Raw genomic sequence first — 21,653 nt, 5'->3', positions numbered from 1 at the left:
CGGCGCCGGCCTCACGCCATGGCGCGGATCACGTCGAGGAAGGCATCGCCATAGGCGTCGAGCTTGCGTGCGCCGATGCCCGACAGGTGCATCAGCTCGGCGCGGCTTGCCGGCCGCTGCGCCGCCATGTCGCGCAGCACCGAATCGTGGAAGATCACATAAGGCGGCACGCCCGCCGTCTTGGCAAGGTCGCGGCGACAGGTCCGCAGCGCCTCGAACAGCGGATTATCCGCCGGATTGGCGGCGACGCCCGCCTCCCGCTTCCGCGACCGCGTCCGCTTCGGCGGCACGACCAGCGTCACCCGTGCGCCCTCCTTCAGGATCGGGCGCGCGCCCGGACCGAACTCCAGCCCGCCATGCGCATTGGTGCGCAGCGCGTCGCGCAGCAGCAGCTGCCGCGCCACCGGCTTGACGAGCGCGGCCTCCTCGCCCTCGACGATCCCCCACACCGACAGCGCCTCATGCCCGCGATCGACGCTGCGCTCGGTCGACTGGCCGAGCAGCACCTGCTCGATATAGCCCGCGCCGAACAATTGCCCGGTGCGGAACACCGCCGACAGGAATTTCATCGCGGTCTGCGTCGCGTCGACCGCATCGGGGCTGCCGAGGCAATTGTCGCAATTGCCGCAATCCTCCAGCCGGTCCTCGCCGAAATGCTTGAGCAGGATGCGGCGGCGGCACCCCGCCGTTTCGACCAGCGCACCGAGCGCCGCCAGCCGGGTGCGCTCGCCGGCCTGCCGCTCGGGCTCGACCTCGCCGATGCGCTGGCGGGCGCGGGCGAAATCCTCCGCGCCCCAGAACAGGTGCGCCACCGCCGGATCGCCGTCGCGCCCCGCGCGGCCAGTCTCCTGATAATAGGCCTCGATCGATTTCGGCAGCCCGGCATGCGCGACGAAGCGGACGTCCGGCTTGTCGATCCCCATGCCGAACGCCACCGTCGCACAGATCACCATGTCTTCGCTCGCGACGAAATCGGCCTGGTTCTTCTGGCGAATGTGCGCGTCGAGCCCGGCATGATAGGCCCGCGTCGGTCGCCCGGTCCGCGCCAGCGCCTCGGCCAGCTTCTCGGTCGCAGCGCGGGTCTGCGCGTAGACGATGCCGGGGCCGGGCGTCGCGGCGATGACGTCGGCGATCTGCTTCGACGTGTTCGCCTTGGGGGTGATCGCATAGCGGATGTTGGGCCGGTCGAAGCCGGAGACGATCAGCCCGTCCTGCGGGATGCCGAGCTGCTGCAGGATGTCGCTGCGGGTATGCGCGTCCGCCGTCGCGGTCAGCGCCAGCCGCGGCACGTCCGGAAACGCATCCATCAGCGGCGCGAGCAGGCGATAGTCGGGGCGGAAATCGTGGCCCCATTCGCTGACGCAATGCGCCTCGTCGATCGCGAACAGGCTGAGCTTCGCGCTGCCGAGCAGCTCGCGGAAATGCCCGGTCGAGGCACGTTCGGGCGCGATATAGAGCAGGTCGAGCTCGCCCGCCCTGAACCGCGCGATCGATTCGGCGCGATTCTGGTCGGCGCTGGTCAGCGTCGCGGCGCGGATGCCGACCGCCTCGGCGGCGCGCAGCTGGTCGTGCATCAGCGCGATCAGCGGGCTGACGACGACGCACGTCCCCTCCAGCATCACCGAGGGCAATTGGTAGCAGAGCGACTTGCCCGCGCCGGTCGGCATCACGCCGAGCGTCCGCTCGCCCGCCAGCACCCGCTCGACCACGTCCGCCTGCACACCGCGAAAACCGGGAAAGCCGAAGACGCGCGACAGGGTGGGCAGGGGATCGGGGATCATCGTTCGGGCATGTAGGCGGTCGATCACGACGACGCCACCCGGCGGACCGCGCCGACCATTATCCGCGATGGGGGCGGATCAGCCTTTGATGCGCCACCGAAACGACATGATCCTCACCTTCCCTGCGCCTCGCACGTGGGAGAATGACAATGCTGCGAATGACGATCGGTGCTGCCCTCCTGCTGGCAGGGGCGGCCGGTCCGCCGCACGAGCGGGTGGTGAGCGGCGGCGACGTCGCCGCCGGACAGGTCGCAGGCGTGCCGGCGCGGGTGCGCATCGACCCGGCGGCACCGGCGATGCCGCTGATCGACCTTGCGCTGGCCGAGCGGGCGAAGCTGAAGCTAGAGGGCAAGTGGGGGATCAGCATCGGTTATGTCGTCGGCGGCACGTCCGTGATGACGCGCACGCAGAAGGTGCCGGTCGACCTGGGCGATGGCCAGGTCGAGCGCCGCGTCGGCTGGGCGAAGCGGCCCTTCGCACCAGGAGTAGACGTCAGCGTCGGGCCGGCGGCACTGGCGGATCCGGTCGTCCGTTTTCAGCTGCGCGCAGCCCGGCCGGGTGAGACGACGACGACGTTCAAGGCGCGTCATGAATCGGCGGCGTTCGGATTGTTCGGCAATTTCAGTCCGACCTATGCGGAGATCGAGGTCGGCGGCGCGCCGATGCGGTTGCGCTTTGATCCTCATCACCCCCGGTCGCTGGCGACTGCGGGAGCGGCGGTCCGCATCGCGGCGCTGCACGACGGCAGCGTATCGGGGGCGGCGGTGCCGACCGAGATATTCTTCGGCATCGAGCGCCCGGTGCGGACTATGACGCTGGGCAAACCGTTCGCACTGGGGCCATTGCGCATCGCGTCGCTCGGGGTTCGCACCGACGATATCGGCAACGCCAGCGTGATCCGCGATGCCGACACGCCGGCGCCCGCCCCTGACCCCGACGAGATCTTGGTGACCGCAAAGGGCAAGAAGCGGGACATGCGCCGCGACACGCTCTCACTCGGCGCGGATCAGCTGCAACATTGCTCGTCGATCGTGTTCGACCGCGATGCGGGCCTCGTCCACCTCACCTGCGCCGGCTGACGCGGCCGCTCACTCCGCCGCCAGCGCACCCCGTTCGTCATTGGCGCTCGCGCCGGGGACGTCGTCGTCGCGCTCCTGCGCCTGCCGCGCCCACATCTCGGCATAGAGGCCGCCGCGCCGCAGCAGCTCGCCATGCGTGCCGCGTTCGGCGATGACGCCGCCGTCGAGCACGACGATCTGGTCGGCATGGACCACGGTCGACAGGCGGTGCGCGATGACGATCGTGGTGCGGCCACGCTCGATCGCCTGCAGCGTCGCGAGGATGTCCGCCTCGGTCCGGCTGTCGAGCGCGCTCGTCGCCTCGTCGAGGATCAGGATCGGCGGGTTCTTGAGCAAAGTCCGCGCGATCGCGACGCGCTGCTTCTCGCCGCCCGACAGCTTGAGGCCGCGTTCGCCGACGCGGGTGTCATAGCCTTCGGGCTGGCGCTCGATGAAGCCGGCGATCGCCGCGCCCTGCGCCGCGCCCTCGATCTCGGCGCGGCCGGCGCCCTCGCGGCCATAGGCGATATTGTAGCCGATCGTGTCGTTGAACAGCACCGTGTCTTGCGGCACGATGCCGATCGCGGCGCGCAGCGATGCCTGCTGCACGTCGCGGATATCCTGTCCGTCGATCGTGATCCGGCCTTCGCCGACGTCGTAGAAACGGTACATCAGCCGCGCGAGCGTCGACTTGCCCGCGCCCGACGGCCCGACCACCGCGACGGTGCTGCCGGCAGGAATGTCGAGGTCGAGCCCGTGCAGGATCACGCGCCCGGGATCGTAGCCGAAGCGGACGTTCTCGAACCGGACATGGCCCTTACCAACGGCCAGCGGCGCGGCGCCCGGCGCGTCGACCACCTCGGCCGGCGTGTCGATCAGCGCAAACATGCTCGCCATGTCGATCACCCCCTGCCGGATCGTGCGATAGACCATGCCGAGCAGGTCGAGCGGGCGGAACAGCTGCGCGAGCAGGGTCGACACGAACACGACGTCGCCCGCGGAGAACCGCCCCTGACTCCACCCCCAGGCGACATAGGCCATGCCGCCGCCGAGCATCACATTGGTGATGAGCGCCTGCCCGACGTTGAGCCACGCGAGGCTGTTTTCCGACTTGGTCGCCGCGGCGGCATAAGCGGCGATCGCCGCATCGTAGCGCTTCGCCTCGCGCTCCTCGGCGCCGAAATATTTGACCGTCTCGAAATTGAGCAGCGAATCGACCGCATGCGCCACCGCGCCGGTGTCGAGGTCGTTCATCCGCGCGCGCAGCGCGTTGCGCCAGTCGGTCACCTTCTGCGTGAACAGGATGTAGACCGCGACCATCGCCACCGTCGCCGCGACCAGCGGCCAGCCGAAGCTATGCCAAAAGATGCCGAGCACCAGCGCCAGTTCCAGCACCGTCGGTGCGATGTTGAACAGCAGGAAATACAGCATCGTATCGATGCTCTTGGTGCCGCGCTCGACCACCTTGGTCACCGCGCCGGTGCGCCGCTCCAGATGGAAGCGCAGCGACAGGCCATGCAGGTGGCGGAAGACGTTCGCCGCCAGCCGCCGCGTCGCATCCTGGCCGACGCGCTCGAACACCGCGTTGCGGGCGTTGTCGAACAGCGTCGTCGCAAAGCGCGAGGCGGCATAGCCGACCACCAGCAGGATCACGATCGTCGCCAGCCCGCGATCGCCGACGGCCATGCGGTCGACTGCGTATTTCAGCGTATAGGCGGCGCCGAACACCTGGACGAGCTTGCTCATCACCACCAGCGTCATCGCGCCGACGATCCGCGCCTTCAGCCCCGCCTGACCCGCGGGCCAGAGATAGGGCAGGAAGCGGCGAAGGGTCGGCAGCAGCGGCTGGTCGGCGCGGGTGTGGCTGGTCGGATCGGCGGGAGGCATTGCGCTGCATGTAGGCGCGTCCGGCCCACGGCGAAAGCGAGCCCGCGGAACATAATGCCACCCCCGCGGATTTTACCGCGTGAGAGTGAGGCGCTTATGGAACCCCTGTTCTACGTCATGGCGATCATGGGCTGCGCGGACGGCAACGTCCAGTGCAGCGAGGCACGGATCGTCCCGACCCGCTACCAGTCGATGGCGCAATGCCGTGCGGCGCTGCCCGACCAGCTCGCCCGCAACACCGACGTCCCCTATCCGATGATCGGTGCCGCCTGCCGCACCGCCGGCGCGCAGATCGCCAAAGCGGATGCGAAGGTGCGCAAGCTCTGACGATCGGGTCAGGCCGGCCGGTGCCATAGCGTCGGATCGCGCGGCACGTCCGCCAGTCCCTTTCGGCCCCGTGCATTTCGCCACGCCTGCGCGATGAAACGCAGCTTTTCCGCCTTCGACGTCGTCACCCGCAGGTCCCATGCCGCTGCGCCGCGACCGGCGACCTTGCGCCCGATCGTGCCATAGATGTCCGCGGCGGCGAGCACCGCCCAGGCCGAACGGAACGACAGCGCGCGCGTGCCGATCCGCGCGCTCGCCTCGAATTGCGCGGATCGGTCGGTCAGGCGCTTCGCCAGCACGGCCAGCTTCGCCGGATCGGCCATGATCGCGTCCGGCGCGATCCCCATCTCCGCCAGCCAGTCGGTCGGCAGGTAGCAGCGCCCCGCCGCCGCATCCTCGGCGATGTCGCGGGCGATATTGGACAGCTGGAACGCCAGTCCCAGGTCGCAGGCGCGGTCGAGCACCGCCGCATCGTCCGAGTCGACGCCCATGATGACCGCCATCATGCAGCCGACGACGCCGGCGACATGGTAGCAATAGGTGAGCAGATCGTCCTCGGTCCGCGGCCGCCAGTCCTCCGCGTCGAGCCGGAAGCCCTGGATCAGGTCGTGCGCGTAGCGCGCCGGCAGCCGCGTCTCGCCGGCGACGATGCGCAGTGCGTCGAAGGCGGGCAAGCCGATCGCCCGTCCCGCGAGCGCCGCATCGGTCAGCGTCGCCATCGCCGCGATCCGCTGCGGCGCGTCTTCGACCACCGACATGGTGTGGCCATGGTCCTGCCCGTCGGCGATATCGTCGCAGGCGCGGCACCAGGCATAGAGCAGCCAGGCGCGCTCGCGCGTCACGGGATCGAACAACAGGCTTGCCGCGGCGAAGCTCTTCGATCCGCGTGCGATCGATTCGTGCGCGGTCGCGACGATGGCGTCGCGGGAGGGCAGCGCCTCAGAGGTCAGACGTCTTCATCCGCACGATCGGCTGGGTCGGCACGTGCGCGGCCATCTTCGCCAGCAGGCCGTCGAGCGTGTCGTCGACGATCAGCAGGTCGCGATGCTGCGGCCGCAGGAAGCCTACCTCCGCCGATTTTGCCCAGAAGGCGATCAGATGGTCGTAATAGCCCGCGACGTTGAGCAGGCCGACCGGATCGGCATGGTAACCGAGCTGCGCCCAGCTCAGCGCCTCCCACAATTCGTCCATCGTTCCGGTGCCGCCAGGGATGGTGACGAAACCGTCGGCAAGGTCGGTGAAGGCCGCCTTCCGCGCGTGCATCCCGGAGACGACGTGGAGTTCGGTGAGGCCGCGGTGCGCGACCTCGGCATCGACCAGCGCCTGCGGGATCACGCCGATCACCTCGCCGCCCGCCGCCAGCGCGCTGTCGGCGATCGCGCCCATCAGGCCGAGCCGGCCACCGCCATAGACCACGCCGATGCCGCGCTCGGCGAGCGTGCACCCGATCGCGCGGGCGGATTCGATATAGACGGGGTCGGCGGGCGTGGCGGAGCCGCAATAGATGGCAAGGCGTTTCATGCCCTTGCCGCTACGCCGATGGATCGGCGCGGGCAAGATCGCCTGCACCGCTTCATCGCGCGCCCGTTCGCCAGCGATCGCGCAGCGCGGCGAGCTCGCCGGCCGGCGCATCGGGCCGCGCGGCGGAGGCCTTGCCGTCGCGCAACCGCGCGCGGTCGCGCTCCGGCGGATCGACCCGCCGCACCCGCACCGCCGCGGTGCCGACCGCACGGATGCCGAGCAGATCGGCCGCGCCGCGTGACAGATCGACGATCCGCCCGCGCGCGAACGGTCCGCGATCGTTGACGCGGACGAGGATCGTCCGGCCGGTGTCCAGCGACGTCACCTCGACATAGCTCGGCAGAGGAAGGGTGGTATGCGCACCGGTGACCGCCTTGGCTCGGAATTTCTCGCCATTGGCGGTGCGGTCGCCGGACTCGTTCCCGTACCAGCCCGCCAACCCGAGCGCGTCATACGTCGGCGCGGCGGCTGGCGTATAGGTGACGCCACGGACGGTATAGGGCCGCCCGATCGTGACCGGAGAATCGCTCACCGGCCGATACCGGCCACCGCAGGCCGCGAGTGCGAGCGAGAGGGCGAGGGCCGGAAGGCCGAGTTTATGCCTGAGCGTCATGCGTCCCTCCCTCTCCCCTCCCGGGAAGGGAGGGGCCCGGGGGTGGGTTGGCCCGCCGTATGCCTCGACGGCTGCCAGAATCGCTGCTGCCACGCCATCCGGATTGCCCACCATATCGGAATTCCAGAAGCGGATGACACGCCAGCCGAGGCCTTCCAGAAACACTGTCCGCGTCACATCGGCTGCATGATCGGCATGCTGGCTCCCGTCGAACTCGACCGCCAGCTTCGCGCTGCGGCAGGCGAGATCGACGATATAGCGCCCGACCGGAAGCTGCCGGGTCAACCGCGGGCGAAAGGACCAGAGGCGCAGCCATATCAATCGCTCGGCCTCGGTCGCGTTGGTACGCAGCGCGCGTGCATTGGCGGTCATGCGAGGGGCGATCCGCGGCATCGCCCGAGGCTGGCCGATTGCCATGCGGAGAGCAACCCACCTCCGGCCCCTCCCTGGTCAGGGAGGGGAGGCTCTCACCGCCCGCCCAACATCAGCGCCGCGGTCGCCTTGGCGCTTCCCACCACGCCCGGAATTCCCGCGCCCGGATGCGTGCCCGCACCGACGAAATACAGGTTCGGGATCGCATCGTCGCGGTTGTGGACGCGGAAATAGGCGCTCTGCGTCAGCACCGGCTCGAGGCTGAACGCGCTGCCCAGATGCGCCTTCAGGTCGGTGGCGAAGTCGTTCGGCGCATAGCTGAACTTGGTAACGATCCGCTCGTGGATGTCGGGGATCAGCCGCCGGCCGACCTCGTCGAGGATACGCTTTTCGAGGATCGGGCCGACCTCGTTCCAGTCGACCGGGAACTTGCCCATGTGCGGCACCGGCGCCAGCGCATAGAAGGTCGAATGTCCCTCGGGCGCCATCGACGGGTCGGTGACGGTCGGGTGGTGGAGGTAGAGCGAGAAATCCTCCGACAGCACGCCATGGTCGTAGATGTCCTCGAGCAGCCCCTTATAGCGCGGGCCGAACAGGATCATGTGGTGCGGGATGCCGGGCCAGGCGCCCTTGATGCCGAAATGGACGACGAACAGCGACGGCGAATAGCTCTTGCGCTCCAGCCGCGCCTTCGTCCGCTGCGCGCTGCGCGAGGTCGACAGCAGGTCGCGATAGGTGTGCATGATGTCGCTGTTCGCCGCGACCGCATCGGCTTCGCCGCTCCAGCCGCTGGCGCAGCGGATGCCGGTCACCCGGTCGCCCAGCGTCTCGATCGCGGTGACCGGATCGCCGAGCCGCAGCGTGCCGCCGATCCGCTGGAACTGCGCGACCAGCCCGGCGACCAGCCGGTTGGTGCCACCCTTGGCAAACCAGACGCCCCCGTCGCGCTCCAGCTTGTGGATCAGCGCATAGATCGCGCTGGTCGTCATCGGATTGCCGCCGACCAGCAGGGTATGGAAGCTCAGCGCCTCGCGCAGCTTCTCGTTCTGCACATATTTGGACACGATCGAATAGACCGAGCGCCACGCCTGGTATTTCGCCAGCGCCGGCGCCGCCTTTATCATCGACGCGAAGTCGAGGAAGGCGACATGGCCGAGCTTCTCATAGCCCTCGCGGTACACGCCTTCGGCATATTCGAGGAACTTGTGATAGCCTGCGATGTCGGCCGGGTTGAGCTTGCCGATCTCGCGCTGCAGCAGCGGTTCGTCGTTGGTATAGTCGAAATTGGTGCCGTCGGGCCAGTTGAGCCGGTAGAAGGGCGTCACCGGTTGCAGCGTCACGTCCTCGGCCATGTCGCGCCCGGTCAGGGACCACAATTCCTGCAGGCAGGCGGGATCGGTGATAACGGTGGGGCCGGCGTCGAAGGTGAAGCCGTCGCGCTCCCAATAATAGGCTCGACCGCCCGGTTTATCGCGCGATTCGACGATGGTGGTCTGCACCCCTGCCGATTGCAGCCGGATCGCCAGCGCCAATCCGCCGAATCCCGCTCCGATGACGATCGCCGACTTCATATTCGTTTCCATCCCTGTCGGTGGCTCAGCGCCACGCGGTCGTCCGCAACACCCTGATCGCGCTGGCCACCGGCACCGGTGGCTTGCCCGTCAGGATACGCGCCTTGTCCTTGAAGCTCGACCGCCCGGCATAGAAGCGGGTGATGAGCATCGGGTCCAGCCGGTAGAAGCGCTCGATGATGCGCCAACGTTCCGCCGGATCGCCGGAGCGGAACATCATCGCGTTGAGCATGCGATAGAAGGCCCCCCGCCGCCACGCCGCCCGCGCATGGCCATAGGTAAAGCGCGCCAGCGCCGCACCCGACAGATCCGCCTCGCCGGCGAGCCCGATGGCCAGTCGCACCGCGTCGGGCAGCGAATAGCCGGTCGCCGGCTGGAACAGCCCGGCGCGCATCCCCGCCTTGGCGACGTTGGCGCCGGTCGAGCGCCAATAGGCCTCGAAATCGCCCCCCAAAGTGATCGGCAGCACGCCCGCCTCGCCGCGCACCACCGCATCGACCTGCCAGCCCCGGCTGCGCGCGTAATCGGCGATCCGCCCGCCGATCGCGGTCCCGTCCAGCCCCGGCGTGTCGCTGTAATAGGTGTCCTCGACGAACATGCGGTCCTCGGCGAAGGGCAGGCAATAGACGAAGCGATAGCCGTCGATCTGCGCGACGGTCGCATCCATCACCCGCGGCCCCGTTTCGCCATGCGGCTGCGCCAGCGCCAGTTCCTGTCCAACGAACTTCTGCCAGCCGAGTTCGAGCACCGACAGGTCGCCCGGCCCGCGGCAGTCGATCACCCCCTTCGCCTCGATCCGGTCGCCGTCGGCGAGCACCACCGCTGTCGCCGACGCCGCCAGCACCTTCCGGCCCGTCATCACCGCATGCGCGGGCAGTGCCGTGCGCACGACCGCGTCAAACCGCTCGCTGGTCAGCGAATAATAGGTCGCGTCGATCTGCCGCGTCAGGTTCGGAAAGGCGACGTCATAGCCGCGCCACGCATGCACCACCAACGGCGACACCAGCCAGCGGTCGGCGGTGGCGACGTCGCTGCCGAAGAACGACCAGACGTGATCGCCGCCCAGCGTCGTCCCGCCCTCGACAATCCGCACGTCGAGATCGGGGCGCTTCGCCCGCAGCGCGAGCGCGATCAGGCCGCCCGCCAGCCCGCCGCCGACGATCGCCACGTCGCAAGGGATCGTCCTACCCATCGTCGTCGCGCCTAGCCCAAAGCGTTCCGTGCGAGAACCGGGTTTCGCATGCCCGCCGCACGACTTACACATGGGGCCATGACCGTGCCGACGCTCCGCACCGACCGCTTGATCCTGCGCGGCCACGCGCCCGGGGACCTCGACGATCTGACCGCGATGTGGGGCGACCCCGCGGTCTATGCGATGATCGGCGGCGTGCCCCGGTCGCGCGAGGACGTGTGGCTGCGCCTGCTCCGCTCGGTCGGTCAGTGGCAGCTGTTCGACTATGGCAGCTGGGTGCTGCGCGATGCCGACGGCGCGCTGGCCGGCGAGGCGGGGCTGCTCGAATCGCGCCGGGCGATCGATCCGCCGCTGGCGTGGCCGGAGATGGGCTGGGCGCTGGCCCCGGCGGCGCACGGCAAGGGCTATGCGGCGGAGGCGCTCGCCGCGATCCTCGCCTGGGCGACGGGGCAGGGGATCGCACGCACCACCTGCATCATCGATCCGGGCAATGCGCCCTCGCTCCGGCTGGCGGCGCGGCTCGGCTATGTCCAGGTGCGCGAAGCGCGCTATCGCGATCATCCGACGCTGGTGTTCGAACGCTGACCCGCCGGGCAGCGTGTATCCCCGCGCGCCGAACTCGGCTAAGCTCGCCGCCATGCTGATCGCGATCACCCTGTCCGCGCTGGCGATGACGCTGATCGTCGGCGTGCGCTATCTGATCGTCTCGGGCGCCTTCGCGGCGGCGACGCGGGTGCGCCACCCCGGCCTCTACACCGGGCTCGACGCGCAGATGCGGCGCGAGGTCGCGTGGAGTCTCGCCTCGGCGGCGATCTACGGCATCCCCGCCGGCGTGCTCGCCTGGGGGTGGAAGGCGCACGGCTGGACGCGGATCTATGAGGACGTCCACGCCTTCCCGCTCTGGTATCTGCCGGTGTCGGTCGGCATCTATCTGTTTCTCCACGATACATGGTTCTACTGGACGCATCGCTGGATGCACCGGCCGGCGGTGTTCCGGGCGGCGCACGCCGTCCATCACGCCAGCCGCCCGCCGACCGCCTGGGCGGCGATGGCGTTTCACCCGCTGGAGGCGGTGACCGGCGCTGTGGCAATTCCGCTACTGGTGCTGGTAATTCCGATCCATGTCGGCGCTCTGGGCTTCGTGCTGGCGGTCATGACGGTTATGGGCGTGACCAATCACATGGGCTGGGAAGTTTTTCCGAGATTCATGTGGCGGGGGCCATTGGGGGGATGGCTTATCACCGCCAGTCATCACCAACGCCACCATGAACAATATGGATGCAATTATGGGCTCTACTTCCGTTTCTGGGATCGTTTGTGCGGCACCGATCGCGGCATCGGCGACTTCGCACGCACGCACGCCCGGGCGGCGGCCCGTCACCATGGCGTTGCGGATGACCGCGCTGCTGCCGGCGGCGGCGCTGGTCCTCGGCGCGGCGCCGATCGCGCGGCTTGACGTCGGCGTCGATCACATGCGCTCGGCCAAGGGGATGCTGCGCGTCTGCCTGACTGCGGACCCGGACAATTTCCCCGCCTGCGTTGACGATGCCGATGCCGTCACCCGCTCGGTCCCGGCCGGCGCACATGCGATGCGCTTCGACGGCCTGCCGCTCGGCAATTATGCGGTCGCGGTGATCCACGACGAAAACGGCAACGCCAAGCTGGACACCTTTGCCGGCATCCCCAAGGAAGGCTTCGGCTTCTCGCGCAATCCCGCGATCCGCTTCGGGCCGCCGCGCTTCGCCGCCGCCCGCTTCGCGGTGACCAGTGATGCAAATCAGCAACAGATCACGATGCGTTACATCTTCTGACACAATCGACCGGATAATAACGGACCTGACCGCGTTACGGCCTCGTAACAGGTTTGGAGCCTCCCCTTTGTCCGCCAAGATCTTCCTGCCGCTCGCGCTCGCGGCTGCCGTCACGTTTACCGCCCCGGCGTTCGCGCAGGACCTTCAGGGCGTCCCGCCCGGCACCGGGTCGGTCGCGAACACCGCGGCCGAATTCGACCTTGATCGTGATTCGGTCACCATCGGCGCCGCCGGGGTCTACCTGACCGATTACGAAGGCTCGAACGACTATCGCTGGACGCCCGCACCCGCCGCGATCGGCTCGATCAAGGGCTTCAGCTTCACGCTCGCCGGCAACCGGCTGAGCGTCGACCTGATCCCCAATCGGCCGGGAACGACCTGGGACCTGCAGGCAGGCCCGATCGGCGTGGTCAACTTCAACCGCAACAGCCTCAAGAACATCGACGATCCCCGCGTCCGCGCACTCGGCAAGGTCGATACCGCAATCGAACTGGGCGGCTATGTCGGCATCGGCAAGACCGGCGTCATCACCAGCCCGTACGACAAATTGTCGGTGACGGTCAGCTATCGCCACGACGTCAGCAACGCACACGACAGCGGCATCTGGCAGCCGAGCGTCAACTATATCACGCCGCTCAGCACCAAGGCGGCGGTGGCGCTGTTCGGTACGGCCGAGCGTGCCGGCCGCGGCTATGCGACCACCTATTTCTCGGTGTCGCCGACGCAGACGATCGCCAGCGGCCTGCCCAGCTACAATGCGCGCGGCGGCTGGAAGAATTATACGCTCGGCGGCCTCGCCACCTATTCGCTGACCGGCAATCTGCTCAAGGGGTTCAAGGTCGTCGCCGGCGGCACCTATCGCCGCATGCTCAACGACTTCGCCGACAGCCCGCTGGTCGGTATCGCCGGGTCGAAGAACCAGTGGCTCGGCGCGGTCGGGCTCGCCTACACCTTCTGACGACGACGGGGCGGGGACGGATCGACGCGCCCCGCCCGGTCACCCCGCGACGCCCTGGACCCGTTCCGGGGCTCGTCCGGTCACCCGCTAAGCTTGCCTGCCGCCACCACCGGTCCGGTCGGTGCACCGGTCGGCGAACCACCGGCCGGCTCGATCGAGATCGCCAGCACCGCATCCACCCCGATCACGTCGCGCAAGGCGGCCGGTACGGTCAGCTCGGCCCGCGTCGCATCCGCGACAACACCCAGCGAACGCGGCGCGTCGGTGCCGCGGATCACCCACAGTTCGGCCGAGCGCCCGGCCGGCACGTCGACCGCACCGGCGATGCGCACCGTGCCGCTCGCGGGATCGTAAGCGGCGGCGACCGGTGTGCCCGCGCCGGTCGGCGCCATCGCCGCGATCAGCGGTGCCGGCCCTGCGACCGGCACGGGGATGCGCACCGGTACGGGTGCCGGCCGCAGCGCCAGCATCGTCGTCACCGCCAGCAACAGGCAGGCCGCGATGCTTGCCACCAGCGCCAGCATCCGCCACCGCCGCTGGTTGTCGTTCGCCGCTCCCGCGTCACCTGCCCCCGCGTCACCGGCCACGCCACCGCTCTGCGACCGGTCGATCGACGCCTCGATCCGCGCCGCCATCCCGGCGGGCGTATCCACCGCCGGCCAGTCCGCGAACAGCGCCGCCAGCCAGTCGCGCCACCGCTCGACCTCCGCGGCGAACGCCGGCTCGTGCACCAGCCGGCGCAGCGCGACGGCGAGCTCGTCGTCCTCCAGCACGCCCAGCGCCAGTTCGGCCGCCATCATATCGGGATCGGGCATGCCGGAATCGGCCATGGTTGGGTCTTCAGGCGCCGGCATCGAGGCACCCCCGCAACGCCAGCAGGCCGCGTCGCACCCAGGATTTCATCGTCCCCAGCGGCACCGCCTGCCGCTCGGCCAGCTCGGCATAGGTCAGCCCGCCGAAGAAGGCACTGCGGATCGCGCCGCGCTGGCGGCTTTCGATCCCCTCCAGGCATTCGTGCAGCCGGGCATGCGCCTCCTCGGCCAGCAGCGCATCATCCTGTCGCGGCGCGCCGTCGGCGACCCTGTCGGCCTCGTCCAGCGGGGCGACGCGCCCGCGGCCCTGGCGCCGGCGCCAGTCGATCGCGCGGTTGCGCGCGATTGTCGCCAGCCAGGAAATCGGACTCGCGCGTCCCGGCTGATAGCCGTCCGCCCGGTTCCAGATCGTAAGATACACGTCGTGCAGCACGTCCTCGGCACCTTGCCTGTCAACGCAGATACGCAGGCAGATCCCGAAAAGCTTCGCGGACGTCATCGCATAGACGTCGCGAAAGGCGTCGCGATCGTGTCGGCCGGTGCGGATCAACGCCTCGACCAATGCCGCCCGGGCGGTATCAAGACGGGGATGATCGGGGTGCGGCACGGACGAAAGGCTAGCCGCAGTTGACCGGCGTCGCAATACATCCGCGCGTGGGCCCGGATATTTGCTGCGTTGCAACGTGTTGAGATCAATGTTTTTCTTTTTGTTGCTGGCATCTTTTCCCGCATCCGGCGCGTAGCTGCCGGTGGTTTCCCGTGGATCGGCTCGTCAGGGTGGCGGAACGACGGCGGTGCGACCGACTAAGGTGAGGGAGGTTGCTGACCATGACCCAGACGGATCAGATCATCGAGGCGTTCGACGCCCGGGCGAGGCGGCGCGAAGAACGCCGCGGTTTCTTTACGAACGTGATGGGCATGGCGGCGGTCGCCACCGCCGGTGCCGCGGCGATGTCGCTGGCCAGCGAAGCGCAGGCGCAGACGACCGGTCCGTCGGAAGTCGACGTGCTCAACTTCGCGCTCAACCTCGAATATCTCGAGGCGCAATTCTACAGCTACGCCTCGACCGGACAGGGGTTGCCCAACAACCTGCTCACCGGCGGCGTCGGCACGCAGGGTGCGGTCGTCACCGGTACGGGTGCCGGATCGGCTCGCCGCGTCAATTTCACGGATCCCGCGATCGCCGCCTATGCGCGTGAGATCACGCAGGACGAGATCGCCCACGTCACCTTCCTGCGCGCCGCGATCCGCGGCACCGGTACCAGCGACGCGCTGATCGCCGCGCAGCCGACGATCAACATCTCGGGCGCCGCCGGCGGCGCCTTCGCCGCCGCGGCGGCCAGCACGACGCCGCCGCTGACCGGCTTCGATCCTTATGCCGACGACAACAGCTTCCTGCAGGCGGCCTTCATCTTCGAGGACGTCGGCGTCACCGCCTACAAGGGTGCGGCCGGCGCGCTCATCAACAACAAGACCTATCTGGAGGCGGCCGCCGGCATCCTCGCGGTCGAGGCCTATCATGCCGCGATCGTCCGCACCGCGCTCTATGCGCGCGGCCTGACCGTGCCGGCGTTGCGCACCAACCCCGACGCGATCTCGAACCTGCGCGATTCGGTCGACGGCACCACCGATCTCGACCAAGGCATCTCGCCGACGACGGTGTCGGGCCAGACCGTGTCGAACATCGTGCCGCTCGATACCAACGGGCTCGCCTTCAGCCGGACCCCGGCGCAGGTGCTTAACGTCGTCTACCTCAATCCCCGATCGGTGACCGCAGGCGGGTTCTTCCCCAACGGCATCAACAACGGCAACACTGCGATCCGCTCCAGCGGCGCGAACTGAGGGGAGCGAGATTATGACCCACGAGACATCGATCCTCGAGATCATCGAAAAGACCACCGCCCGTCGCAACGCGCGCCGAGCCTTCATGAAGACCGCGGTCGGCGGCGTCGCCGCCGTCGGTGGTCTGTCGCTGCTCGCCGCATGCGGTGACGACGATGCCATGTCGACGCCGTTCCCGACGCCGACCCCCACGCCGGCGGTCAGCACCGACGTCGCCGTGCTCAACTTCGCGCTCAACCTCGAATATCTGGAAGCGCAATTCTACAGCTATGCCGCCTTCGGCACCGGCCTGCCGGCCGCATCGCTGACCGGCACCGGCACGCAGGGGTCGGTGGTGACCGGTTCGGGTGCCGGCTTCCCGCGCGCGGTCGACTTCAGCGGCGATCCGCTGATCGGCCAATATGCGCGCGAGATCGCCTATGACGAGATCGCGCACGTCAACTATCTGCGTACCGCGCTCGGCAGTGCGGCGGTGGCGCAGCCGGCGATCAACATCTCCGGCACCGCGGACGGCGCCTTCTCGGCGGCGGCGCGTGCGGCGGGCGTGATCTCGGGCGCGACGGCGACGTTCGATCCCTATCTCAACCCGACCAACTTCCTGCTCGCCGCCTATATCTTCGAGGACGTCGGCGTCACCGCCTACAAGGGCGCATCGCCGGTCATCTCGGCGATGTATCTCGATGCGGCGGCGGGAATTCTCGCGGCGGAGGCCTATCACGCCGGTCTGGTCCGCACGATCCTCTACGCTCGGGGGGTCACCAACCGCGACCTCATCACTCAGGCGCAGCAGATCTCGAACCTGCGCGATGCCGCCGACGGCACTGCCACGGGAACGCTGGCGGGCGGCACCACGCCGACCGCGGGCAGCGCCTCGCCGGACGGCACCACTGCCAGTACGGGCGATACCGACCAGGGGATCGGCGGCACCAACATCGGTGTCCTCGCGACCGGCGTGTCGAACATCGTACCGACCGATGTGAATGGCCTCACCTACAGCCGCACCACCCAACAGGTGCACAATATCGTCTACCTCAACGCCACCGGCGCCAACCGCACCAGCGGCGGCTTTTTCCCTGCCGGCACCAACAACCCGAACCCGGCCTTCACCGTCGGTCTCGGCTGATCGTCCCCGCCTTCGGCGCGCCACCCTCCTGGCGCGCCGATGATCGATCCTCCTTCGATGCCCTTACGGGCGTCGGGGGAGGATTTTTCGTTGGCGGTTCCTCCGCTTGGTCCGTCCGATCGGCCGATTCCGGCGCGGTCGGGGTTGACGCACCGGGCGGGATGCGGAACGGCAGGGCTATCCTGGGCGGCGCGCAAACCGCCCGCGCGATGGGGAGAACCCGAGTAATGACCGCCCGTACCGATATCGACAGCGCCATCCTGACCGCGGCGCTCGACGCCCGCGTCGCGCGTCGCGAACAGCGTCGCGATTTCTTCAAGACCGCGATCGGCGCCATGGCGGTCACCGCCGCGGGGGCGTCCGCGCTGACGCTGGCCGATCAGGCGCGAGCGCAGACGGCGACGCCGACACCGACGCCAACCCCGGTCTATACCGATCCGGACATCCTCAACTTTGCGCTCAACCTCGAATATCTCGAGGCGCAATATTACGCCTATGCCACCACCGGCGCCGGCCTGCCCGCGAACCTGCTGACGGGTGCGGGAACGCCCGGCGCGGTGCGCGGCGGTGCGCAGGTGCCGTTCAGCGATCCGGTAATCGCGCGTTACGCCCGAGAGATTGCCGCCGACGAGCTCGCTCACGTCACCTATTTGCGCAACGCGCTCGGCAGCACGGTCGCGGTCGCACAGCCGGTGATCGACATTTCGGTCGGGCCGAACAGCGCCTTTTCCGCCGCCGCGGTCGCCGCCAAGCTCATCACCGCGGGCCAGACGTTCAATCCTTACCTCAACGACGAGACGTTCCTGCTCGGCGCGTTCATCTTCGAGGATGTCGGCGTTACGGCCTACAAGGGCGCGGCGCCGCTGCTGACCAGGACCTATATCGAGGCGGCGGCCGGCATCCTGGCGGTCGAGGCGTATCACGCCGCGACGATCCGCACCGAATTGTACCGCAAGGGCATCGCGACGGGATCGACGCTGATCGCGCAGGTCCAGTCGGTGTCCGACGCGCGCGACAGCCTCGACGGCGGGACCGAGATCGACCAGGGCATCACGCCGGGCACCAGCGCCGCGCCGGGCCAGGTGACGCCCACCCCGACGCCGACGGCGACCGCCACTGCGACGCCGACGCCCACACCGACCCCAACGCCCACGGCGACCGCGACGCCGACGCCGACCTTCGCGGTGTCGAACATCATGCCGACCGACGCGAACGGCATCGCCTACAGCCGCAGCCCCAATCAGGTGCTCAACATCGTCTATCTGAACGCCGCGGCGACGAGCGCGGGCGGGTTCTTCCCGTCCGGCCTCAACGGCACGATCAAGGCGGCCACCGTCTCCTGATCCGGCGCTGATCCGCCAGCTGCGTTCTTCAAAGCATTCAGGGGATTGAACCCGATGACCGACCTTCCGACCGACACCATCCTTGACGCGATCGCCGCCCGCCGTGCCGAACGCCGCAACTTCCTGCGCTATGCCGGCGGTGCTGCTGCCTCGGCCGGCGGCCTCGCCCTGCTCGCCGCCTGCGGCAGCGACGGTGACGACCCGACGCCGACGCCATCGCCCAGTTCGACGGCGACGTCGGTCGCCGCGGATGCCGACATCCTCAACTTCGCGCTCAATCTCGAATATCTCGAGGCGCAATTCTACAGCTGGGCGGCGTTCGGCCAGCCGCTGTCCGCAGGGCTGACCAGTGGCGTCGGCACCGTCGGCACGGTCACCGGCGGCGCGGCGGTGCCCTTCTCCGACCCGATCGTCGCGCAATATGCGCGCGAGATCGCGCTCGACGAGGTGCAGCACGTCACCTTCCTCAAGACCGTCCTCGGCGGCTCGGCAGTGGCGATGCCCGCGATCAACATCGCCGGCGACGCGACCGGTGCCTTTACCGCCGCGGCCCGCGCCGCCAACGTCGTCGGGGCGAGCGACGTGTTCAATCCCTACGCCAACGACATCAACTTCCTGCTTGGCGCCTATCTGTTCGAGGATGTCGGTGTCTCCGCCTACAAGGGCGCCTCGCCACTGATCGGCAACAAGACCTTCATCGAGGCGGCGGCCGGCATCCTTGCCACCGAAAGCTATCACGCCGGGCTGATCCGCTCGGTGCTGTACCGCAAGGGCATCGACGCCCCGTCGATCTTCACCAACGCCCGCCTGATCTCCGATGCCCGCGACAGCCTCGACGGCGCCAGCGACATCGATCAGGCCATCGGCGACGCGACGACCGCGAACATCGTGCCCGCCGACACGAACGGCCTCGCCTACAGTCGCTCGACGGGGCAGGTGCTCAACATCGTCTATCTCAACAAGGCAGCGGTCGCCGCGGGCGGGTTCTTCCCCTCCGGCATCGCCGGCAACATTCGCACCTCCGCCGCCAGCGGCTGAGCGATCGAGGGCCGCCCCGCCGGGCGGCCCTTTTTCGTTGGCGCATGTCTCCGAAGCGCGTACAACCGCGCTATCCCCGGGGGAGCGCTAACCGGGTCCCTTCAAACTGTTGCTTTGACGGGTCCGATGCCGCGCTTGAGAGGAAGGCCGCAGCCTTCGACCCGCTGAACCTGATCCGGTTGACACCGGCGGAGGGAGGGAGCGGTCGCCACCCGTGATCCGTCCTCGCTCCGATACTGGAGAGACGACACATGGCCGACGTTCCTGCCCGCACCGAAATCGGCGTCACCACCGGTCCCATTCGCGGATCGAAAAAGGTCCATGTCGGTCCGCTCGGCGTCGCGATGCGCGAGATCCATCTCGACCCGTCGTCGGGCGAACCACCGTTGCGCGTCTACGACCCCTCGGGCCCCTATACCGATCCCGACGCCCGCATCGACATCATGGCGGGCCTGCCGCAGCTGCGCCGGCAGTGGATCGAGGCGCGCGGTGACGTCGAGGCCTATGACGGCCGCGAGTTGCGCCCCGAAGACAACGGCCAGCTCGGCCCGGACCGGTCCGGCGGCGTGCCGCAATTCCCCAACACCGTCCGCCGCCCGCTGCGCGCGAAGGCGGGAATGAACCTCAGCCAGATGCATTATGCCCGCCGCGGCATCATCACGCCCGAGATGGAATATGTCGCGACCCGCGAGAATCTGGGACGCGAGATGCTGAAGGATTACAAGCGCGACGGCGAAAGCTTCGGCGCGGCGATCCCCGATTACGTGACACCCGAATTCGTCCGCGACGAAGTGGCGCGCGGCCGTGCGATCATCCCCAACAACGTCAACCACCCCGAATCCGAACCGATGGCGATCGGTCGCAACTTCCTCGTCAAGATCAACGCCAACATCGGCAATTCCGCGGTCGCCAGTAACGTCGCGGCAGAGGTAGACAAGCTCGTCTGGTCGATCCGCTGGGGCGCGGACACGGTCATGGACCTGTCCACCGGGCGCAACATCCACGACACGCGCGAATGGATCATCCGCAACAGCCCCGTGCCGATCGGCACCGTCCCCATCTATCAGGCGCTCGAAAAGGTCGGCGGCATTGCCGAGGATCTGACGTGGGAGATCTTCCGCGACACGCTGATCGAACAGGCCGAACAGGGCGTCGACTATTTCACGATCCACGCCGGCGTCCGCCTGCCCTACATCCCGATGACGGCGAAACGCGTTACCGGCATCGTGTCGCGCGGCGGCAGCATCATGGCGAAATGGTGCCTCGCGCATCACAAGGAATCGTTCCTTTACGAGCGCTTCGACGAGATCACCGAGATCATGAAGGCCTATGACATCGCCTACAGCCTCGGCGACGGCCTGCGCCCGGGATCAATCGCCGATGCCAACGACGAGGCGCAGTTCAGCGAGCTCTACACGCTCGGCGAACTGACCCACCGCGCCTGGGCGCAGGACGTGCAGGTCATGATCGAAGGGCCCGGCCACGTGCCGATGCACAAGATCAAGCAGAACATGGAAAAGCAGCTGGAAGTGTGCGGCGAGGCACCCTTCTACACGCTCGGGCCGCTCACCACCGACATCGCGCCGGGTTATGACCATATCACCAGCGGCATCGGCGCCGCGATGATCGGCTGGTACGGCACCGCGATGCTGTGTTACGTCACCCCCAAGGAGCATCTCGGCCTGCCGGACCGCGACGACGTCAAGGTCGGAGTCGTCACCTACAAGCTCGCCGCCCATGCCGCCGATCTCGCCAAGGGCCACCCCGCCGCACAGATGCGCGACGACGCGCTGTCCCGCGCCCGCTTCGACTTCCGCTGGCGCGACCAGTTCAACCTGAGCCTCGACCCCGATACGGCCGAATCCTACCATGACCAGACCCTGCCGGCAGAAGGCGCCAAGACCGCGCATTTCTGTTCGATGTGCGGCCCCAAATTCTGCTCGATGAAGATCACGCAGGAAGTCCGCGACTTCGCTGCGAAGCAGAACGCCCCGGCGGATACGTTCCTCGCGGCCGACGAGGCTGACGCGGACCGCGCGCTGTTTGCGAATGGCACGGGCTCGGTGGCGGATGCCGAAGCCGGCATGGCGCAGATGAGCGAGCGGTTCCGCGAGAAGGGCAGCGAGGTTTACCTGCCTGCGGCGGAGTGACGCTTTGCGGCCCCGTCGTGAAGACGGGGCCGCTTTGGCAATCGATCGTTTATTATGGGCATTCCGGCAGGCTGAGCAGATTGTTAGGCTGCTCTCCGTCGTTCTGCGTCTTGAGATATTTGTTGCCCGACACGCTACGCGCTACAATTACCTGAACGGTATTGCCATGGAAGCATGCCGGAGAGGTGTTCAGCAATCCGACCAATACCAAGAGGCGCTACCCTCAAAGGTATGGCCGCCCCGGATGCGCCCTT

General features: G+C 68.3%; 21 protein-coding genes and 1 pseudogene. 11 read left to right on the top strand and 11 right to left on the bottom strand.

The window, feature by feature from the left end; genetic code table 11:
- Positions 1 to 11 precede the first annotated feature (11 nt).
- Complete coding sequence (gene recQ, locus AC1RTO_RS13710; protein WP_493161374.1) at positions 12 to 1,781, bottom strand: DNA helicase RecQ; 1,770 nt, start codon at positions 1,779 to 1,781, stop codon at positions 12 to 14.
- A 149-nt stretch (positions 1,782 to 1,930) separates the two neighbouring features.
- On the opposite strand from recQ, the gene AC1RTO_RS13705 reads away from it, so the two are divergent.
- Entirely contained in the window at positions 1,931 to 2,860 is a 930-nt protein-coding gene (locus AC1RTO_RS13705) for a hypothetical protein (RefSeq protein WP_493161373.1), read from the top strand.
- A 9-nt stretch (positions 2,861 to 2,869) separates the two neighbouring features.
- On the opposite strand, the gene AC1RTO_RS13700 is transcribed toward AC1RTO_RS13705, so the two are convergent.
- Positions 2,870 to 4,726, bottom strand: a complete 1,857-nt coding sequence (locus AC1RTO_RS13700; protein ID WP_493161372.1) for an ABCB family ABC transporter ATP-binding protein/permease — start codon at positions 4,724 to 4,726, stop codon at positions 2,870 to 2,872.
- A 96-nt stretch (positions 4,727 to 4,822) separates the two neighbouring features.
- On the opposite strand from AC1RTO_RS13700, the gene AC1RTO_RS13695 reads away from it, so the two are divergent.
- On the top strand, positions 4,823 to 5,053 hold the full coding sequence (locus AC1RTO_RS13695) for a hypothetical protein (protein ID WP_493161371.1): 231 nt from the start codon (positions 4,823 to 4,825) through the stop codon (positions 5,051 to 5,053).
- An 8-nt stretch (positions 5,054 to 5,061) separates the two neighbouring features.
- On the opposite strand, the gene AC1RTO_RS13690 is transcribed toward AC1RTO_RS13695, so the two are convergent.
- The 6 genes and pseudogenes from AC1RTO_RS13690 to crtY all read right to left on the bottom strand — a co-directional run bounded on the left by AC1RTO_RS13690 (position 5,062) and on the right by crtY (position 10,322).
- Positions 5,062 to 6,003, bottom strand: coding sequence for a phytoene/squalene synthase family protein (locus AC1RTO_RS13690; protein WP_493161604.1), 942 nt, complete (start codon positions 6,001 to 6,003; stop codon positions 5,062 to 5,064).
- On the bottom strand, positions 5,993 to 6,574 hold the full coding sequence (locus AC1RTO_RS13685) for an LOG family protein (protein WP_493161370.1): 582 nt from the start codon (positions 6,572 to 6,574) through the stop codon (positions 5,993 to 5,995). Before AC1RTO_RS13685 ends, AC1RTO_RS13690 begins: the two co-directional genes overlap by 11 nt.
- A gap of 52 nt (positions 6,575 to 6,626) precedes the next feature.
- Complete coding sequence (locus tag AC1RTO_RS13680) at positions 6,627 to 7,187, bottom strand: septal ring lytic transglycosylase RlpA family protein (RefSeq protein ID WP_493161603.1); 561 nt, start codon at positions 7,185 to 7,187, stop codon at positions 6,627 to 6,629.
- A 126-nt stretch (positions 7,188 to 7,313) separates the two neighbouring features.
- Positions 7,314 to 7,559 (bottom strand): annotated as a pseudogene (locus AC1RTO_RS13675) (endonuclease domain-containing protein); the annotation flags it as partial.
- A gap of 95 nt (positions 7,560 to 7,654) precedes the next feature.
- Positions 7,655 to 9,130 carry a phytoene desaturase gene (locus AC1RTO_RS13670; protein WP_493161369.1) on the bottom strand — a complete coding sequence of 492 codons (1,476 nt, stop codon included), beginning with the start codon at positions 9,128 to 9,130 and terminating at the stop codon, positions 7,655 to 7,657.
- Between the two features lie 25 nt (positions 9,131 to 9,155).
- A complete protein-coding gene (gene crtY / locus AC1RTO_RS13665) occupies positions 9,156 to 10,322 on the bottom strand; it encodes a lycopene beta-cyclase CrtY (protein WP_493161368.1) in 1,167 nt (388 codons plus the stop codon).
- Positions 10,323 to 10,400: 78 nt separating this feature from the next.
- On the opposite strand from crtY, the gene AC1RTO_RS13660 reads away from it, so the two are divergent.
- From AC1RTO_RS13660 to AC1RTO_RS13645, 4 genes are all read left to right on the top strand, one after another.
- Positions 10,401 to 10,907, top strand: a complete 507-nt coding sequence (locus tag AC1RTO_RS13660; protein ID WP_493161367.1) for a GNAT family N-acetyltransferase — start codon at positions 10,401 to 10,403, stop codon at positions 10,905 to 10,907.
- Between the two features lie 52 nt (positions 10,908 to 10,959).
- Positions 10,960 to 11,778, top strand: a complete 819-nt coding sequence (locus AC1RTO_RS13655; protein WP_493161366.1) for a sterol desaturase family protein — start codon at positions 10,960 to 10,962, stop codon at positions 11,776 to 11,778.
- Positions 11,717 to 12,133: a DUF2141 domain-containing protein gene (locus AC1RTO_RS13650; protein ID WP_493161365.1), complete on the top strand. Its 417-nt coding sequence runs from the start codon at positions 11,717 to 11,719 to the stop codon at positions 12,131 to 12,133. The genes AC1RTO_RS13655 and AC1RTO_RS13650 overlap by 62 nt, the downstream gene beginning before the upstream one ends.
- A gap of 67 nt (positions 12,134 to 12,200) precedes the next feature.
- Positions 12,201 to 13,091: a MipA/OmpV family protein gene (locus AC1RTO_RS13645; protein ID WP_493161364.1), complete on the top strand. Its 891-nt coding sequence runs from the start codon at positions 12,201 to 12,203 to the stop codon at positions 13,089 to 13,091.
- An 80-nt stretch (positions 13,092 to 13,171) separates the two neighbouring features.
- Here the strand turns inward: AC1RTO_RS13645 and AC1RTO_RS13640 are convergent, their stop codons facing one another.
- Together AC1RTO_RS13640 and AC1RTO_RS13635 are read right to left on the bottom strand one after the other, a co-directional pair.
- Positions 13,172 to 13,921 carry an anti-sigma factor gene (locus AC1RTO_RS13640; protein ID WP_493161363.1) on the bottom strand — a complete coding sequence of 250 codons (750 nt, stop codon included), beginning with the start codon at positions 13,919 to 13,921 and terminating at the stop codon, positions 13,172 to 13,174.
- Positions 13,922 to 13,931: 10 nt separating this feature from the next.
- Positions 13,932 to 14,510 (bottom strand): sigma-70 family RNA polymerase sigma factor, encoded by a 579-nt coding sequence (locus AC1RTO_RS13635; protein ID WP_493161362.1) that lies wholly within the window; start codon positions 14,508 to 14,510, stop codon positions 13,932 to 13,934.
- Between the two features lie 221 nt (positions 14,511 to 14,731).
- Between AC1RTO_RS13635 and AC1RTO_RS13630 the strand changes: the two genes are divergently transcribed.
- The 5 genes from AC1RTO_RS13630 to thiC all read left to right on the top strand — a co-directional run bounded on the left by AC1RTO_RS13630 (position 14,732) and on the right by thiC (position 21,399).
- Positions 14,732 to 15,745: a ferritin-like domain-containing protein gene (locus AC1RTO_RS13630; protein ID WP_493161361.1), complete on the top strand. Its 1,014-nt coding sequence runs from the start codon at positions 14,732 to 14,734 to the stop codon at positions 15,743 to 15,745.
- Positions 15,746 to 15,758: 13 nt separating this feature from the next.
- Complete coding sequence (locus AC1RTO_RS13625; RefSeq protein WP_493161360.1) at positions 15,759 to 16,868, top strand: ferritin-like domain-containing protein; 1,110 nt, start codon at positions 15,759 to 15,761, stop codon at positions 16,866 to 16,868.
- Between the two features lie 227 nt (positions 16,869 to 17,095).
- Entirely contained in the window at positions 17,096 to 18,211 is a 1,116-nt protein-coding gene (locus AC1RTO_RS13620; RefSeq protein WP_493161359.1) for a ferritin-like domain-containing protein, read from the top strand.
- Positions 18,212 to 18,265: 54 nt separating this feature from the next.
- Complete coding sequence (locus tag AC1RTO_RS13615; protein ID WP_493161358.1) at positions 18,266 to 19,249, top strand: ferritin-like domain-containing protein; 984 nt, start codon at positions 18,266 to 18,268, stop codon at positions 19,247 to 19,249.
- Positions 19,250 to 19,500: 251 nt separating this feature from the next.
- Complete coding sequence (gene thiC / locus AC1RTO_RS13610) at positions 19,501 to 21,399, top strand: phosphomethylpyrimidine synthase ThiC (protein WP_493161357.1); 1,899 nt, start codon at positions 19,501 to 19,503, stop codon at positions 21,397 to 21,399.
- A 52-nt stretch (positions 21,400 to 21,451) separates the two neighbouring features.
- Here thiC and AC1RTO_RS13605 read toward each other — a convergent pair whose 3' ends face one another.
- A complete protein-coding gene (locus tag AC1RTO_RS13605; protein WP_493161602.1) occupies positions 21,452 to 21,595 on the bottom strand; it encodes a DUF3892 domain-containing protein in 144 nt (47 codons plus the stop codon).
- Between the last annotated feature and the right edge of the window lie 58 nt (positions 21,596 to 21,653).

It is taken from the genome of Sphingomonas sp. GW821-FHT10F09 (genome assembly GCF_058809195.1).
Note: the sequence above shows the minus strand (reverse complement) of the source record. Positions and strands in the feature narration are given on the sequence as shown.

Excerpts from the sequence above, each read along its gene's own strand:
- recQ (WP_493161374.1), bottom strand. The coding sequence starts at position 1,781 with ATGATCCCCGATCCCCTGCCCACCCTGTCGCGCGTCTTCGGCTTTCCC.
- AC1RTO_RS13705 (WP_493161373.1), top strand. The coding sequence starts at position 1,931 with ATGCTGCGAATGACGATCGGTGCTGCCCTCCTGCTGGCAGGGGCGGCC.
- AC1RTO_RS13700 (WP_493161372.1), bottom strand. The coding sequence starts at position 4,726 with ATGCCTCCCGCCGATCCGACCAGCCACACCCGCGCCGACCAGCCGCTG.
- AC1RTO_RS13695 (WP_493161371.1), top strand. The coding sequence starts at position 4,823 with ATGGAACCCCTGTTCTACGTCATGGCGATCATGGGCTGCGCGGACGGC.
- AC1RTO_RS13685 (WP_493161370.1), bottom strand. The coding sequence starts at position 6,574 with ATGAAACGCCTTGCCATCTATTGCGGCTCCGCCACGCCCGCCGACCCC.
- AC1RTO_RS13680 (WP_493161603.1), bottom strand. The coding sequence starts at position 7,187 with ATGACGCTCAGGCATAAACTCGGCCTTCCGGCCCTCGCCCTCTCGCTC.
- AC1RTO_RS13670 (WP_493161369.1), bottom strand. The coding sequence starts at position 9,130 with ATGAAGTCGGCGATCGTCATCGGAGCGGGATTCGGCGGATTGGCGCTG.
- crtY (WP_493161368.1), bottom strand. The coding sequence starts at position 10,322 with ATGGGTAGGACGATCCCTTGCGACGTGGCGATCGTCGGCGGCGGGCTG.
- AC1RTO_RS13660 (WP_493161367.1), top strand. The coding sequence starts at position 10,401 with ATGACCGTGCCGACGCTCCGCACCGACCGCTTGATCCTGCGCGGCCAC.
- AC1RTO_RS13655 (WP_493161366.1), top strand. The coding sequence starts at position 10,960 with ATGCTGATCGCGATCACCCTGTCCGCGCTGGCGATGACGCTGATCGTC.
- AC1RTO_RS13650 (WP_493161365.1), top strand. The coding sequence starts at position 11,717 with ATGACCGCGCTGCTGCCGGCGGCGGCGCTGGTCCTCGGCGCGGCGCCG.
- AC1RTO_RS13640 (WP_493161363.1), bottom strand. The coding sequence starts at position 13,921 with ATGGCCGATTCCGGCATGCCCGATCCCGATATGATGGCGGCCGAACTG.
- AC1RTO_RS13630 (WP_493161361.1), top strand. The coding sequence starts at position 14,732 with ATGACCCAGACGGATCAGATCATCGAGGCGTTCGACGCCCGGGCGAGG.
- AC1RTO_RS13625 (WP_493161360.1), top strand. The coding sequence starts at position 15,759 with ATGACCCACGAGACATCGATCCTCGAGATCATCGAAAAGACCACCGCC.
- AC1RTO_RS13620 (WP_493161359.1), top strand. The coding sequence starts at position 17,096 with ATGACCGCCCGTACCGATATCGACAGCGCCATCCTGACCGCGGCGCTC.
- AC1RTO_RS13615 (WP_493161358.1), top strand. The coding sequence starts at position 18,266 with ATGACCGACCTTCCGACCGACACCATCCTTGACGCGATCGCCGCCCGC.
- thiC (WP_493161357.1), top strand. The coding sequence starts at position 19,501 with ATGGCCGACGTTCCTGCCCGCACCGAAATCGGCGTCACCACCGGTCCC.